This window comes from Salinibius halmophilus (genome assembly GCF_003577475.1).
Lineage (GTDB): Bacteria > Pseudomonadota > Gammaproteobacteria > Pseudomonadales > Natronospirillaceae > Salinibius > Salinibius halmophilus.
Window position 1 is genome coordinate 77,502 of record NZ_QPEP01000004.1, and the last position, 15,911, is coordinate 93,412.

Consider the following 15,911-nt stretch of genomic DNA (forward strand, 5'->3'; position numbering starts at 1 on the left):
ATAAGCCTTCTGCAATGGAGCGGCAAAATTATCATCAATGGAGCATTGGTAATCGACGGGCTTGGGCTATACTCCCTTAAACAGCACTAACATACACTCCTACCTATTTGGGACGCGATACTGGCTAATGCGCATTCTCGTTTTACTAATCGCCTTACTGTACTCCTCTGTGGCAGCTGCACAGCAGCTAGTCGTTGGCGTTAAAGGCAATCCAAACTTTAGCCACGCGGGTATTTTATTGGCCATTGCCAACAACAGTTATCAACAGGCGGGGCTAGAGGTAGAACTTAAAATATTTAATAGCGAGCAGTCTTTACAAGCAGCACTGTTAAACGAAGAAGTTGATATCGCCCTAGCAAACATAAATTTGCTCAAGCAAGTATCGCCAAATCAGCTTCTCGCGGTCATAGAGCAAATTGATGACACCGCTTTTGTGTCGGCTAATGCCAGTAACATTATTAATGAAATTGCCGCTGGTGCTGTGTATGGCAATCCAAATATGTATGCCAGCACACTTAAAATGCTTGAGTTGCACAACTTAAATAATCGTATCGTTTATAAAGTCCCTCCCGACACATCTATGCACAGCGGCATACTGCAAAACTACAATGCAATCATCGTTGATCACAGTACACAGGGCTTGCTGCTTCGCCAACAAGGGCTAAACTTCTGGCAACTAATCAGTCGAGATTTAGGGCAACCAATGTATGGCGATGCACTCTTCGCTAGCAGTGCATTAACCACTGAAGCAGGTGTGCAAACCCAGTTCACCGAGATTACGTTAAACGCTTGGCAAGCCGCTTATTTGGATATAGGTGGAACAGCCAGAACGCTCGCGCGCGCGTTTAAAACAGATAGACAGACGCTAGTAGAGCAAGCTCGAGCAATGATGGCATTTGTGCTGCCAGAGTATCTGCCCATCGGGCAAGTTAGCCAACAAAAGCTTAGCGACATGTTCAATGAATCCTATGACTTCTCTCAAGCCAGTCAAAGGCCATCTCGTACCTCAGTGTCGTTATCTGGTAATAAATTAGCTAACTGGGTTGCGCCACTCGTGATCGTCTTGGTGGCGACGATCATTTTGTTCTGGTGGCAAGCACGCAAAGCAACGCTATTAATCAGGCAGCAAAACCTCCACATCAGAGCGCTAAAACGTAACCAAGAGGACCTGAAGCGCTTAAAAACCGTTATCGCCGACAGCTACCATGGCTGCGTTCATCTTTCGATTAGTGAAAATCGAATGTATTTTGACAGCATGGCAGCAAAAATATTTGACATGCAGGATGTCAAAAAGGAAGTCACGCTAGACAGCTTTTTCGACTATCTAAACCCAGCCAACCAAGAAAGAGTGCGGCGCTTATTTTGGAATGGCATTGCCTCAAACAAAGCATTTACCTTGGTATTCGACGAGCAAACAACAGGCAATACAAGAAGAATCAATGCCCGCTTTGTCCCAACGTCAGAGCGAGAGCAGCTAGAGTATTGTATGCTCGTGCGTGATGATTCTGAGTCGCTGCGATTAGATAACGATATGCGCCAGCTAAGAATGTCACTCGACCAGGCTATGCGGGCGAACGAATCCATTAGATCGCAGATTTCTCGCAGCATTAATAGCCATATTGAAATCATTCATCAACAAATGGTATTGCTTGGTCAGGATCAAACTCAAAGCGACCAAGAAGACAGCATCGCTCGGGCGGTGATTTCAATTGATCATGTTAAGAACATTCTCAAAGATATCACCCTACATGGTAGCCAAGAGGTTAGGCAGCATGCTCGCTTGGATGTAAGCTCGCTAATTAGAAGTTTATATAGCCGAGCAATGGAGAAATCACACTCCCGCGGGCTTAGCGTTGTACTCAATGAGCCATCAGTTGCCGTTACCCTATTGGCTGATTCGGTTCGGGTACGCCAACTACTTGCTGGTATATTAGACAATGCCTTAAAGTACACCGTACATGGGCAGGTATCTATCTCTACGGTCATAGTAGAGCGCCAACTTTCCTTACCTTGGGTTGAGCTGACAGTAAACATTGAAGACAGCGGCATCGGCTTGAGCCCAGAACAGTTGAAGCAATACCAATCTACCGCTTCGGATTACAGCGCGGCTGTGTCGGGCATTCCATATCTTAAGCGTTTAGCCGAACAATGCGGCGCTTCGTTACATGCCGAATCGGTTGAGGGGGAAGGCACATCTGTCTCGCTCTCGGTGAAAGCACCGAAAATGCCAGCGGGTGGAAACCTAGTCGTTGAAAACTTTTCAACGCTCATTGTTGACATGGATAGACCGTACCGGCGCCGCTTAATCGATCAGCTAGAGCTGCTTGGCGTCAACGTATACGTAGCGAGTAATATTCGTGACGCGCTCGACGAGATTAAAGTAAACCGACCAAGTAATGTGCTCCTGGCTGCTTTGAATTCAACCGATGCATCCCACCAGCTCACACGCCTACAAGAGCATCAGCTTGATGTAATGCCGCCTGTTTCGGTATTGATCGATGAATCGGCTGTGAATCGCCAAGCGCTGCTAAACCTAGGCGCAACGGGCGTCTACACAGCGCCCATTGCGGTGAACGTGTTGGCTAACTTAATTGAGCAAGCTATTGAGCATGCACCGGGCAATCAGAACTCTGGGCAATCGTCATAGCACGCCAGCTCATGCGTTTGCCATCAAATAGGTGTAGTTGATTGGCTGCAGGCAGGTTTGACGTAAGCGCCAGTATCACCAACTGAGCCTGCATTGCGCCTACGGCAGCGACTACCGGACCAAGTACACCTGCTTCGCGACAGTTTAGCTGTTGCTCATTTAACTCTGGGAAAACACACTGCCAACAGGGGCTATCTTTGCGATTAAGTGGATACACAGCTACCTGACCAGTTAAGCCAATGGCAGCACCTGATACCAAGCTCACCGCTTGTTCAACGGCCCAGCGGTTTATCAATACACGCGCCGCCAGGTTGTCGGTGCAATCAACTATTAAGTCATAGCCACCTAACTCTTGTGCTTGCGCTAGCATCCTTGGCACAGGCGTTAATCGGCAATCATCATTTAAGCCACTAAGCGCAGCAGCGGCAGCCGTTGCCTTGTTGATACCAACGTCAGAAACACGGTAAAGCGTTTGACGATGTAGATTACTCACATCGACCTGGTCGCCATCCCATATTTCTATCTGTCCAACGCCCGCGCCTACCAACAAAGGCAAAACCGTTGCACCCAAACCACCCGCACCAATCACAGCTACTTTGGCAGCAAGCAGCTTCTCTTGACCATTTACATTGATCTCATCAAGAAAAATTTGGCGCTGATAGCGAAGCAATTGTTCATCACTTAACATGGTCGCCGCCCTAACGTTACCCTATCGTTGCCGCCATAATCTCTCACACCCTGCACTTTCTTGTAGCCAAGTTCTTGTAATAATTCGGCCACCCGTACAGCTTGATCCCAGCCATGCTCTAGCAATAACCAGCCACCTGGCTTCAGTACCACCTTTGCTTGCTGCGCTATTTGTTGAATGTCGGCCAAACCAGAATTGTCGGCGACCAGTGCTGATAACGGCTCAAATCGAACATCGCCTTCACTTAAGTGCTGATCATTTTGGTCAATATAGGGTGGGTTGCTAACAATCATATCCAGGCTGTTGTCAGCAATAGCCGCCAACCAACTGCCTTGCCATAAGCTAACTTTCTGGGGTGCGTTGTTTGCAATATTGCGCTGCGCTAGCTGCGCGGCCGCTAAACTAAACTCTCCTGCAAACACGGTGGCGCTTGGGCATTCTCTTGCAATGGCTATGGCAATCGCCCCCGTGCCCGTGCCGATATCAGCAACCTTGGCATGATGACCAATACGGGCTAGCGCCGCTTCTACTATCACTTCCGTATCTGGACGTGGAATCAGCGTTGCCGGGGTTACCTCAAGGCTGAAGTCCCAAAAATCACGACGCCCAAGAATATGAGCGACGGGCTCACCTTGCTGTCGGCGCGCGATCAACGTATTCGCTCGCGCCGCATCGGCTTCGGATAACTCATCCAAATCATGTGCCAACAGCCAACTGCGCGGTACTGCCAGCGCCTCACACAACAACAGTTCGACATCTATGCGCGCCAGTCTTTGACTGTGCTGCATAATGAACTGCTTAACAATCATTCGCCCGACTCAGCCAACAATAGCGTTTGGTACTCACTCATCAACGGCTCAACCAAATCTTTCAACTCGCCCTGCAGCACGTCATCTAAGCGGTACAGAGTAACGTTGATGCGGTGATCGGTCACGCGCCCCTGCGGAAAGTTATAGGTGCGAATACGCTCAGAGCGGTCGCCACTACCAACGAGCTGCTTGCGAGCATCCGAAATGGCTTGCGCGGCCGAGTCACGCTCAGCTTGTTCTAGGCGCGCCGACAATACTGCCAAAGCTTTTGCTTTGTTCTTGTGTTGCGAGCGCTCATCCTGACATTCCACTACCACGCCCGTTGGTATGTGGGTAATACGAATGGCTGAGTCAGTTTTGTTAACGTGCTGACCACCGGCACCCGAAGCGCGGAAGGTATCGATGCGTAAATCTGCCGGATTAATTTCAACGGCTTGGGTTTCATCTGGCTCTGGCAACACGGCAACAGTACAAGCAGAGGTGTGCACCCGCCCCTGTGATTCGGTTGCCGGTACGCGCTGCACGCGGTGGGCACCGGATTCAAACTTCAAATGACCATAGACGTTTTCTCCGGCCACACGGCAGATGATTTCCTTATAACCACCTACTTCACCCTCGCTGGCACTAATCTGCTCCACTTTCCAGCCCATGTTTTCAGCATAACGGCTGTACATGCGCAGTAGGTCACCCGAGAACAATGCAGCTTCGTCACCACCTGTACCGGCGCGAATTTCCAAAAACGCCGAACGGTGGTCTTCAGGGTCTTTTGGCATCATCAACTTAGTAAGTTGATCTAGTGCTTGCTCAAGGTCTTCTTTAGCTTGCGGCAGCTCTTCTTTTGCCATTTCCCGCATATCCGGGTCGCTATCGCCCAGCATAGCCTGCGCTTCTTCAACCGTGTCTTTTGCGGTGACATAGGTTTGATAAGCTTCATTTAGCGTTTCAAGCTCGGAATACTGGCGAGACAAATCGCGGAATCGGTTTTGATCCGCCATGACCTCGGGCGTGCCAAGTAGCAAGCCAATTTCTTCAAAGTCTTCCAGTTTTCCCTGGACACGTTCGATTAGTCGTTCATTCATTTAGAATCATCCTGTTCACCCGACAAGCCAAGGATCATTTCCAGCTCTGCCAAAGTGCGCTGCCGCTCGTGCGGCGATGCGTGCTTTAAAATATTGGTTGGCTGATGCAGCACCTTGGCCGCAATGCTCTGCCCTAAACGTGCCAACACTCGTTCTGGGTTTTCGCCGCGCTGCAAATACTTTTGGTGACGAGTAATTTCCTGCGCAACGAGATCATTTACCTGCGCTCGCAAGCTTGCCACTTGTTTTGCCGCCGAACGCTGATTCATCTCATCGGCAAACCGTTTCAGGCCATCTTCAATGATAATTTCAGCTTCACTAGCCGCCGCCTGTCGTGAGGCAACGTTTTTGCTAATCACCTGCTGCAAATCATCAACCGTGTACAAGAACACGTCGTTGAGGTTTGCCACTTCGGGCTCGATATCACGCGGCACGGCGATATCCACCATAAACACCGGCTGATGTCGACGCTGCTTAAGGGCTTTTTCGACCATGCCCTTGCCAATAATTGGCAGCTGGCTCGCCGTTGATGAAATCACAATGTCACCCTTGGGCAACACCTCTGGCAAGTCGCCTAATAACACCGCTTTGGCACCAAACTGCTGAGCCAGCTCCTTTGCCCGGCTAAGGGTGCGGTTGGCGATAATAATTTCGCCCACCCCTTTGCTACTTAGATGCTTGGCAACTAGGTCGATGGTTTCCCCTGCCCCAACAAGCACTGCAGTGCAGGCAGTTAAATCGGCAAAAATATGGGTGGCTAAATCCACAGCGGCATAGGCGACCGAAACCGGATTTTCACCAATAGCCGTATTACTGCGCACCCCTTTAGCAATCGAGAAGCAGTGCTGAAAAACGGGCATTAATTGCTTACCAATGGTGCCCGATGCTTGCGACACCGCAAACGCCGATTTAAGCTGCCCTAGAATTTGCGGCTCACCTAATACTAGCGAATCCAAGCCTGCCGCAACCCTTGCAAGGTGGCGAACCATGGATAGCTCACTATGCTGATAGATAGCTGGCTGCAAATCATTAACCGCAATATCGTGATAGTCTGCTAGCCACTGAGTAATGTGACGTTCATCCAAATGATGACCAGCGAGGTATAATTCACTACGGTTGCAAGTCGACAACACCACAGCCTCGCTGACACCAGGAAGCTCAACCAGTGCTTGATGCACCGATTGTAGGTGTTCAGGAGAAAACGCGACTTGCTCACGAATATGAACAGGTGCGGTTTTGTGGTTGATGCCTAGCGTTAGCAATGGCATGGTCAGAGATTCAACATCGCTTATAGAATTCGTTAAAAGGTTGGTAGTTTACATGAAACTCATTCCAAGAGGACAGCAGTCTGTCTTGTATTGCGCGATCCTAGCAGCAGCTACCTTATTCACCGGGTGTGCGAGTTTACCAGACCAACCCAAGGAAACTAAAGAGCAAAGCACACCTTCACCGGTAATATCTCCTACGCCAAAAGTGACACCTGAGATGACAGTCACTGTGGAACCAGAGATTAATGAGCCGCAAACTGTCCAGTTAGACGGCCAATCCTTGTACAACTCGTTCTTGGCACAGCTCGCAGAATCTCGCCAAGACCTAGCCAGTGCCGCGCTCTTCAACTACCGGATTGCCCGAGAAATTAACTCGCAAGCCTACGCTGAGAAAGCGCTGTCGCAAGCGATACAGAGTGGTGATGGCCAGCTCGCTCTGGCAAGTGCCGATTTATTAAAAGAGATCTCGCCAAATAATGCGTTTGGCTACCGTGCATCAGGGTTATTGAGAATCGAAGCGGGTGCATTTGAGCAAGGGTATGCTGACATAGAAAAATGGCTAGCGCTCGACCCAGCAGCCAATACCGCTGCTATTGCGCGCTCATCCGACGAGTTAAGCCGCTCACAAAGGCGCCAACTAGAAGCACTAGTTGCGCCGATTGCCAATCGTTCCACCCCAGCAGCAGCCAGTGCATTATTGGCATTAGGGCTCTTTGCCGAGCTCAATGGCGCTACACCGCAGGTTATCTCAAGCTACGCCGTGCGCTCGATTGAACGCTCACCAAGTGCCGATGCTTGGGCATTGCGAATTCGTCATGAAACCGGCGACACCCTGCAAGCAAGCATTGAAGAAGCATTAAACGACTTTAGTGAAGACCGAGCCCTGCACGTAACTGCCATGCAGCGCCTCATTCAGCTTCAGCAACCTGTCGCCGCACTCACTGTAGGTGCCGACTGGTTACGCTACGCACGGAATGACTATGAGCTGCGCCGATATCTAAGTGGGCTAGCGATTCAACAAGAGCAATGGCCACTGGTTGAAGAGATTGTGCAACCGCTATTGAGCGTGGCGCAATACCGCGACGAAGGCTGGTATCGCATTGCCGCAGCGCGCTACTATCAAGATGACTTAACGGGTGCCAAAAACGCCGCCGCTCGAATTAGCCCACGCAGCGATTATTATGCAGCGGCTTGGGAGATTTCGGCGTTAGTGGAGAGAACCCTTGCAAGCCTAGACAGTGCACGTGAAATTTTGCAAATAGAGCGCAACCGCAACCCTGAGCAAGGCGCAACCCTCTACGCGATTGAAGCAAGCTTACTGCGCGATGATGGTCTGCATGAAGAAGCAGGGCTATTGCTGAAAGAAGCGCTCGCACAATATCCAGACGATCACGATATTCGCTTGCAATATGGCTACTGGGTACTGACCTACGAAAGCCTAGAAGCTGGCATTGCCGTGTTATTACCACTCATTGAAACTGACCCTATGAGCCACGAAGCTGCGAATGCTATTGCATATAGCTATGTAGAACTCGAGCAAAATTTTGCTGAGGCTGAGCGGCTATTAGACTTCGCCTTGGGCGTGCAGCCAAACAACGCCGCCTATTTAGATTCGTTAGGCTGGCTGCGCTTCAAACAAGGCAAACTTAACGAAGCGCTAACCTTGCTAAATAAAGCCTTGGAATTCAGCGACAACCCTGAAATCATTGGCCATAAAGTCGAAGTACTGGTTCAACAGGGCAAAGTAGATGAAGCACGCGCACTCTGGGAAGTATCAACGCAAGCACACCCAAATGATGAATATTTGGCAGAAATCGCTGATCGCTTTGGTTGGCGCTAGTCTAATTGGCTGCGCCACGGTGCCAGAGACCCAAAAGCAAGTCGCTAACTGGGAATCGCACCAGCAAACCATCATGAACATTCGCAACTGGCAAGCAACCGGTAAAGCGTCGGTGCGCAACAGTGAAGAAGCCAGTACGTTATCGATTGATTGGCAACGCCAAGGCGTGCGAGACCAAGTAGTACTAACCGGTCAGCTGGGCATTGGCCGAGCAGAGCTCGAAGGCAGTGGTAACAGCTATGTACTTAAAGCTAATGGCGAAGAGTATCCAGCGTCATCCCTATCAGAAATGGGCGCCATGCTATTTACCCCCGCTCTACCGCTTAATGAAATTGGCTTTTGGATACGCGGCATTCCGGCACCGAATCAACCATTCATCGCTGAGTACAACGAACTTGGCCTGCTAGGGCGCCTAGAACAAGCTGGCTGGGAGATTGAGTATGAAAGGTATCAAGGTGACCAGCCGCCACTACCAGACAAACTTACCATCACCCAAGACGACGCCGTCGCCAAGATCATCGTAAGGGAGTGGCAGTGAAAATTGTCCGCAAGTAACGGCTACGCCATTTTTGCGGACACGCCTTACACCGGTTAAACGTTAAACCGGAAATGCAAAATATCACCGTCTTTAACGATGTAATCCTTGCCCTCAAGGCGCAGCTTACCGGCTTCTTTTGCACCACTTTCACCGTTGTACTGAATAAAGTCGTCATACGCGACACACTCAGCGCGGATAAAGCCTTTTTCAAAGTCGGTGTGGATCACACCTGCTGCATTAGGCGCTGTGGCACCAACAGGAATGGTCCAAGCACGCACTTCTTTCACACCAGCAGTGAAATAAGTATGCAAGTTCAACAGTTTATAGCCAGCACGAATGACCTTGTGAAGCCCTGGCTCGTCCATGCCTAGTTCTTCTAAGAACTCGTCTAACTCTTCGTCATCAAGCTCAGACATCTCTGCTTCAAGCTTGTTACACACAGCAATCACCTCAGCATTTTCGCTGGCGGCAATTTCGCGTACACGATCAAGGTGCGGGTTATTGTCAAAACCGTCTTCAGCAACGTTCGCCACATAAAGTGTTGGTTTAATGGTTAGCATGTGGAATTTCTTTTCCAAATCACGCTTTTCATCATCACTAAGCCCATCGATTGAGCGCAGCGACATGCCTTCTTCAAGCGTTGGACGAACCTTCTCTAATAGCGCTACGTCTTTGATGGCTTCTTTATCTTGGCCTTTTGCCTTTTTGCGCAAACGGTCTAACTGGCGATCACACGACTCTAAGTCGGCCAAAGCTAACTCCATGTTGATGACACCAATATCATCTTCCGGGCTAACGTCGTTAGCAACGTGAATCACATTAGGATCTTCAAAGCAGCGCACAACGTGGGCAATGGCGTCCGTTTCACGAATATTACCCAAGAACTTGTTACCTAGGCCCTCACCTTTTGATGCCCCAGCGACAAGACCAGCAATGTCAACAAACTCCATTGCTGTGGGAATCACTTTCTCCGGCTTAACAATGGCCGCAATTTTGTCTTGGCGTGGATCTGGCACCGGCACAACACCCGTATTTGGATCGATGGTGCAAAACGGAAAGTTCTCTGCACCAATACCAGCTTTAGTCAGTGCATTAAAAAGTGTTGATTTACCTACGTTTGGCAAGCCAACAATACCGCATTTAAAACCCATGCGAGTCTCCTAATTAAGTTGCTTTGAAGCCATTGACTAGGCTCATCGCTTTATCAAAGTTTTCTAGCATCAATGCATCCTGATCTAGGGCTGCATCAATAGCTTGTTGAGTTAATTGCTGTTCGCTGATCGGCGCTTTTCGTAGTACAAAATCAGCCACGTCGCGCGCATTGCCAGGATGACCAATTCCTAACCGTAAACGATAAAAATCTTTATTGTTGGCCAAGGCCTTAATAATGTCTTTCAGGCCGTTATGCCCGCCATGGCCGCCACCTTTTTTCAGCTTGACTGCACCGGGTGGAATATCCAGCTCGTCATGCGCCACCAGAATTTCTTCTGGTTCAATTTTATAAAAGTTAGCCAACGCCCCTACAGCCTGACCTGACCGATTCATATAGGTCATTGGCTTTAACAACCACACTCGCTCACCAGCAATTCGGATATCGCACACATCACCAAAATACTTGCCTTGCGCTTGCCAGTTGCCACTATGGCGACGTGCTAGTTGGTCAACATAGTCGAAACCAGCGTTATGGCGAGTGGCATCATACTGGGCACCAGGATTGCCTAAGCCTACGACTAACTTAATCGTCATTTGTTTACCTAATCGCTTTTCGAGCGCATACACTACGCCACGGTTTATTCAAAGGCGGCTATTGTACATAAAAAAAGGGCTGCAGTTGCAGCCCTCTTTTGCGATTGAGTATAAATTACTCAGCAGCTTCTTCGCCTTCATCGGCAGTAGCAGCGCCTTTAGGCGCGTTGATTGATACAACAGGTAGGTCATGCGACTCACCGTGCTGTAGCTCAACTGCTACCGCGCCTTCTGGCAATGCGATGTCAGAGATGTGTACAACTTGACCTACTTCAACAGCAGTCATGTCCACTTCAATGAACTCTGGCAACTTGCCAGCTGGGCATTTGATTTCTAGCTCAGTGATGTTGTGAGAAATCACACCACCAGCTTTAACGCCAGCAGACTTGTCTTCGTTGATGAAGTGTAAAGGTACTTTTTTATCAACGATGGTATCGGCGGTTACACGCTCGAAATCCATGTGAGTGATTACTGGCTTGTACTGGTGACGCTGAACGTCCATCACTACTGCCTGAGTTTTTTCACCGTCGATGATCAATTCAACAACAGAAGAGAAGAAAGCTTCTTCCAGCGTGGCCTTGTTTACTTCACGCTCAGAAAGCGTTAGTGAAACAGGCTCAGCCTTGCCACCGTAAACGATAGCTGGGATGTTACCTTCGCGACGCAGGCGGCGGCTCGCACCTTTCCCTGTGTCTTTACGAGAGGTTGCGTTAATAGTAAATGTGCTCATGAGTTTTCCTCAATCAATTGCCTATTCATGTTGCGACCGCATCAATAGGCGTTCTGGTAAACAATGTCCCGCTTATCGGAACATTGCGCTAATAGATTCTTCGTTACTAATGCGGCGAATGGCCTCGGCCAATACACCCGACATAGAAAGCTGGCGGATGCTATCACACTTCATTGCTTTTTCCGAGAGCGGAATTGTATCAGTAATCACCAATTCCAACTTAGACTGGTCGATCCGCTCAATCGCAGGCCCTGAAAGCACAGGGTGGGTTGCATAAGCGACTACTTTTTTGGCACCAAACTCGATTAACGCCTCGGCTGCATGGCATAGCGTGCCAGCGGTGTCCACCATGTCATCAACCAGAATACAGGTACGGTCTTTAACATCACCAATAATGTGCATCACTTCAGAGTGATTCGCTTTGGCACGACGCTTGTCGATAATTGCTAGGTCGGCACCTAGCTGCTTGGCAATGGCACGCGCACGAACAACACCACCGATATCTGGTGATACCACGGTCATTTTCTCGTAGTTTTGCGTTTGAATATCGTCAAGCAAGATTGGCGAGCCGTAAATGTTATCTACTGGGATAGAGAAGAAGCCTTGAATCTGGTCGGCGTGTAAATCCACAGTAAGAATTCGGTCAATCCCCACCACAGTTAGCATATCAGCAACTGCTTTAGCCGAAATAGGAACACGCGTAGAACGTGGGCGTCGGTCTTGGCGCGCGTAGCCAAAATAAGGCATAACCGCAGTAATACGACCAGCCGATGCACGACGAAGCGCGTCAGCTAGGAAGATAACTTCCATTAGATGGTCATTGGTTGGTGCGCAAGTTGGCTGAATGATAAAAACATCCGAACCACGAACGTTCTCATTAATTTCAACGGCAATTTCGCCATCGCTGAACTTATTGACTGTGGCATTGCCCAAAGGGATACCTAAACGTTCAACAACTTTATTCGCTAATTCCGGGTTTGCATTGCCCGAGAAGACCATCATTTTAGACACGCCCGCTACCTTTTGATTGTCTGGTGAGATTGGTGTATTACGGCTTTTATAGTAGCCAGCGCACTTTCGAGTTGCGCACTAGCCACTAACACTTTTATGTGACTTTTTGTTTACCTGAGCTCTACCCCAGACAAAAGTCGCGCGTATTGTCGGGTTACACCGCTCGGCTGTCAAATAGATTGGGGATTTTTTGCCGACTAACTGCGTTTTGCAAGCCACCAACGCCATGCCATCAACCAGACTGCAGCCAATAACCAGCCGACAAACGTCACCTGCCAATCAAGCCAGGTTGCATGCCGATGTGCAACAAACTGCTGAATAAACTCGTCCACCGAGAAAATGGCCAGCACCAACAACAAAAATAGCCACTGTACCAGCGCACCACGCGCTCGCAGTACAAGTAAACGGAATAGAGATAATGTAATCAAAAGGCCACCTAACGCATGCAGCCATAAATCGCTACCCAACCAAGACTCCACCGTATCGGTAATAAAGCGGTATTGCGGGTGATATTTAGCCCCCACAAGCAAACTAAAAACAGCAAGTGTTAAAACACTGAGAACAGACTTAAACAACGGCTTCGCCCAAAAAAATGATGGTTCACTCTAGGCGCGCGCCTGAGCAAGGTCAACATTCTGTCTAAGACCCGCCCTTTTGTTACACAATTTTACACAAAATGACCCATGATCAACTTAACTGCTACGAGTGTCTAAAATGCAACGAAAAGGATCACCATGGATAGTATTCGTTTAATAGCTTGCGCAGCATTTTCCTGCCTTGCACTAACAGCGTGTGACGAAACCGCTGGCGCTACTAGCGACCCCACGCCAACCACCTCCCCTACTGCGATTACCACTGCAACACCAAGCGCCACACCCACCACGGTGGCTATTGTTAGCAGCGAGCCAGCCACAGCAGCACGCTCAATCGTTTACTTAAGTGGTATGGCAGCTGAAAGCATCAATGGCGACCAGCCAGTAAGCGAAGCGGTCATTAGCATTACCGTGAAAGACCAAGACTTAAATGGAGCAACACGCGAGCAGACCTACACTGCAACAACAGATGACAGCGGTGCTTATGAAGTCCAGTTGCAAGACGTTGGCATCAGCGGCGAATATGAAACCTTTATTGAAGTCATCGCCCAAAAAGAAGGTTGGACCGATGGCATTAAGCGCTTAACCAGCTTTTCCATAGAAGATTCACAAACCGTTAGCGCAGACGTTGTGATGACGCCGGAACTAGTAACGGTACAAACAGTTCAAAGTGACGACATCCAGCTTGGCACCAGCGCCTCGCAAAACAATGAACTGAGATTTACAGTATTTAGCAAATCGAATGGCCAAAAATATATCGTCGCCGGGCAAGATGCCGCAATTGCTGCCGCGGCCAGCGGCGACAACCAACAGGTTGACGTTCGATTGCCAGTCAATGCACTAGATGACAACGTAAATACAGTGATTGCCGGCATACAAGGCTTTACGCCTGCCGACCCGAATCAAGTACAGAGTTTCCCTGGGGAGTTCGTAGGCAATGGCGACCCAAGTTCAACAAATAATGGCGTAAGCTTTGCTGACAACGACGATTTATCCGATAACTACCGCCTTATTTCCACAGGCTTTGCACAAGTGCGCCTACAAGACCAAGACGGTAATGAACTAGCAATACAAGAAAGTGTTAGTGCGAGTGATACATCACCAAAAATCTTTCTTGCCCTAGACCCTGCAACTTACAGCACCATCACTGAAGATCGCAACCTCGACATAGATGGCATTCAAGTGCCAATTTTCATCTACCGAAAAGGCTGGGAATTTGCTGGAAATGGGACCTTGGTAGTTGATGGCGGTAGCGGCAACTATGTTACGTACACTGGCACACTTGAGAACATTGCCAACGAGACCGGCCTTTTTGTTGAACTGGCCATTACCCAAGGCAATCGCTGGATCCGCTGGGTAAACCTAGACTGGCCAGTGCAAGCTGATGGCACTGTTAGCACCGTTGACGTGTGCTTTCAGGCAAATGTCGCTTATGCCCCAGTGGCGGGTCGTGATGCAGAACCGTTTGAAGGCTATATCAACATAACCACGCCAGACGGCGGCCGCTTAAATAGTTATGTCGCCGCAGGCGCATTTAACTCTGGCCTACAAACCATGACCAGCGACCGCTTCGATACATCGCCAAATGAATGGCAACTCACCGCAGTGAATCGTTTAACTGGTGCGTTTGAGGAAATAGATACCAGCGCCATATCTGAAGTTACTACCGGTGCAAACTGCAACAACCTCGGCAATATTCAACTGGTGAATCCAAACCAATGTATTGTTGAAGGCATTGTCAGTAAACAGACCGATAGTGGTACAACAGGCCAAGGCGGTCAGCTTATCTCTATTAGCGCTGAGCGATACAACCGTCGAGTGATCACCGGCGCAACTGGCTATTATCAAGCCGCTATTCCTTGTGACACCGATGTTGAGATTGCCCCTGTTGGTGGTGAAGGCCAAACACTCGCAGCGGCAAGCAATACTGGTGTGAGTGAAGTCAATATTACCTTCGAGAACATCAAACCAGTGATCGCCGGTGTCACAGCACCAAAAGAAGCACAGTTAACGAATAATGGTGCCACCATCAATATTGAGTACACCGCCTACGACCTAGACAGTGATGACATTACCGTTACACTCACGTGCGAGGCCGCTACGAGCAACCTAGCTGCAGCGCCAGCATTCATTATGGAATCAGGCACCGAAAGCTGTACAGTGCAAGCCGCTGGTGACTACCAATGGACGCTTGAAGTTGAAGACGGGGTAAGCACTACAAGCAAAAGTGGCAAATTTACTGTTTATGCACCCGAGCAAAACCGCCCACCAAGAGTCCGTCTCATCATGGCCAATGATGTACCACTACCTTGTACACGTAACACAAGTGGCACACTGGTTTGTGAGCAAGTCCTTCTGGCAGGTACCACCCAGGTGAGCTACGCCGCTATCGCTACCGACGGCAACGGCAATGCGATGACATATAGTTGGAACAATGCCACTGCCACAGCTAACAACACCCATGAACAAATCATCGACAGCTCGTTAGAAGTTGATTTACAGGTGACTGATAACCACCCAAACAATGCGTTAAGCGACACAGCTATCATTAATGTTGAAGTGAAAGCCAATGAGCCACCACAACTGCGCCAGCTATTTAACGCGAATGGTGATATTGCACTGACAGAGGTAGACGGCAATTATCAAAACAGTGAGGTCGTAAATTTCACTGCCATTGTCTTTGATCTAGAAGCGACAGAAGACATTACCCTCAGCGCCACACTGCAAACTGCCGGTTCCGATTCGGCAACAACCGTTACTAACATTAGCAAAACAGCCACCAACCAACAGCGCAGCACATGGTCGATTCCCTTACCTGCAAACTCGTTGGTATCGGGAAGCAACCTATTAACGGTGAGCATTAGCGACGGCACTAACAACACCACCATCAACCGCACCATCCCTATCCAAGCAGTCGGTAGCAATGATGGCACAACGGTAGTGTTCGACTAAGGAGAGTGAT

Annotated in this window: 13 protein-coding genes; 4 read left to right on the forward strand and 9 right to left on the reverse strand. The window is 49.2% G+C overall.

The genetic code is table 11. From position 1 onward, the window contains the following. Positions 1-127 precede the first annotated feature (127 nt). A complete protein-coding gene (locus DUW71_RS05355; protein ID WP_119394219.1) occupies positions 128-2,647 on the forward strand; it encodes an ATP-binding protein in 2,520 nt (839 codons plus the stop codon). On the opposite strand, the gene DUW71_RS05360 is transcribed toward DUW71_RS05355, so the two are convergent. From DUW71_RS05360 to hemA, 4 genes are read right to left on the reverse strand one after another with little or no spacing between them, the layout of a single operon-like run. After that, positions 2,601-3,335 carry a HesA/MoeB/ThiF family protein gene (locus DUW71_RS05360; protein WP_119394220.1) on the reverse strand — a complete coding sequence of 245 codons (735 nt, stop codon included), beginning with the start codon at positions 3,333-3,335 and terminating at the stop codon, positions 2,601-2,603. The genes DUW71_RS05355 and DUW71_RS05360 overlap by 47 nt on opposite strands. Next, complete coding sequence (gene prmC, locus DUW71_RS05365) at positions 3,329-4,144, reverse strand: peptide chain release factor N(5)-glutamine methyltransferase (protein WP_119394221.1); 816 nt, start codon at positions 4,142-4,144, stop codon at positions 3,329-3,331. The genes DUW71_RS05360 and prmC overlap by 7 nt, the downstream gene beginning before the upstream one ends. After that, positions 4,141-5,223 (reverse strand): peptide chain release factor 1, encoded by a 1,083-nt coding sequence (gene prfA, locus DUW71_RS05370; protein ID WP_119394222.1) that lies wholly within the window; start codon positions 5,221-5,223, stop codon positions 4,141-4,143. Before prfA ends, prmC begins: the two co-directional genes overlap by 4 nt. Next, positions 5,220-6,491: a glutamyl-tRNA reductase gene (gene hemA / locus DUW71_RS05375; protein ID WP_119394223.1), complete on the reverse strand. Its 1,272-nt coding sequence runs from the start codon at positions 6,489-6,491 to the stop codon at positions 5,220-5,222. The genes prfA and hemA overlap by 4 nt, the downstream gene beginning before the upstream one ends. 217 nt (positions 6,492-6,708) lie before the next feature. Between hemA and DUW71_RS05380 the strand changes: the two genes are divergently transcribed. Both DUW71_RS05380 and lolB read left to right on the forward strand, forming a co-directional pair. Next, entirely contained in the window at positions 6,709-8,331 is a 1,623-nt protein-coding gene (locus DUW71_RS05380) for a tetratricopeptide repeat protein (RefSeq protein WP_158583885.1), read from the forward strand. After that, positions 8,285-8,869, forward strand: a complete 585-nt coding sequence (gene lolB / locus DUW71_RS05385; protein WP_158583886.1) for a lipoprotein insertase outer membrane protein LolB — start codon at positions 8,285-8,287, stop codon at positions 8,867-8,869. The genes DUW71_RS05380 and lolB overlap by 47 nt, the downstream gene beginning before the upstream one ends. Positions 8,870-8,922: 53 nt before the next feature. On the opposite strand, the gene ychF is transcribed toward lolB, so the two are convergent. From ychF to DUW71_RS05410, 5 genes are all read right to left on the reverse strand, one after another. Continuing rightward, positions 8,923-10,020, reverse strand: coding sequence for a redox-regulated ATPase YchF (ychF, locus tag DUW71_RS05390; protein ID WP_119394226.1), 1,098 nt, complete (start codon positions 10,018-10,020; stop codon positions 8,923-8,925). Positions 10,021-10,033: 13 nt separating this feature from the next. Beyond that, positions 10,034-10,615 (reverse strand): aminoacyl-tRNA hydrolase, encoded by a 582-nt coding sequence (gene pth / locus DUW71_RS05395; RefSeq protein ID WP_119394227.1) that lies wholly within the window; start codon positions 10,613-10,615, stop codon positions 10,034-10,036. Positions 10,616-10,730: 115 nt separating this feature from the next. After that, complete coding sequence (locus DUW71_RS05400) at positions 10,731-11,345, reverse strand: 50S ribosomal protein L25/general stress protein Ctc (RefSeq protein WP_119394228.1); 615 nt, start codon at positions 11,343-11,345, stop codon at positions 10,731-10,733. A 72-nt stretch (positions 11,346-11,417) separates the two neighbouring features. Beyond that, positions 11,418-12,356: a ribose-phosphate pyrophosphokinase gene (locus tag DUW71_RS05405; protein ID WP_119394229.1), complete on the reverse strand. Its 939-nt coding sequence runs from the start codon at positions 12,354-12,356 to the stop codon at positions 11,418-11,420. A gap of 197 nt (positions 12,357-12,553) precedes the next feature. Next, entirely contained in the window at positions 12,554-12,931 is a 378-nt protein-coding gene (locus tag DUW71_RS05410; RefSeq protein ID WP_119394230.1) for a VanZ family protein, read from the reverse strand. Between the two features lie 159 nt (positions 12,932-13,090). Between DUW71_RS05410 and DUW71_RS05415 the strand changes: the two genes are divergently transcribed. Then, positions 13,091-15,901, forward strand: a complete 2,811-nt coding sequence (locus DUW71_RS05415; RefSeq protein WP_119394231.1) for a hypothetical protein — start codon at positions 13,091-13,093, stop codon at positions 15,899-15,901. The last annotated feature ends 10 nt before the right edge of the window (positions 15,902-15,911 follow it).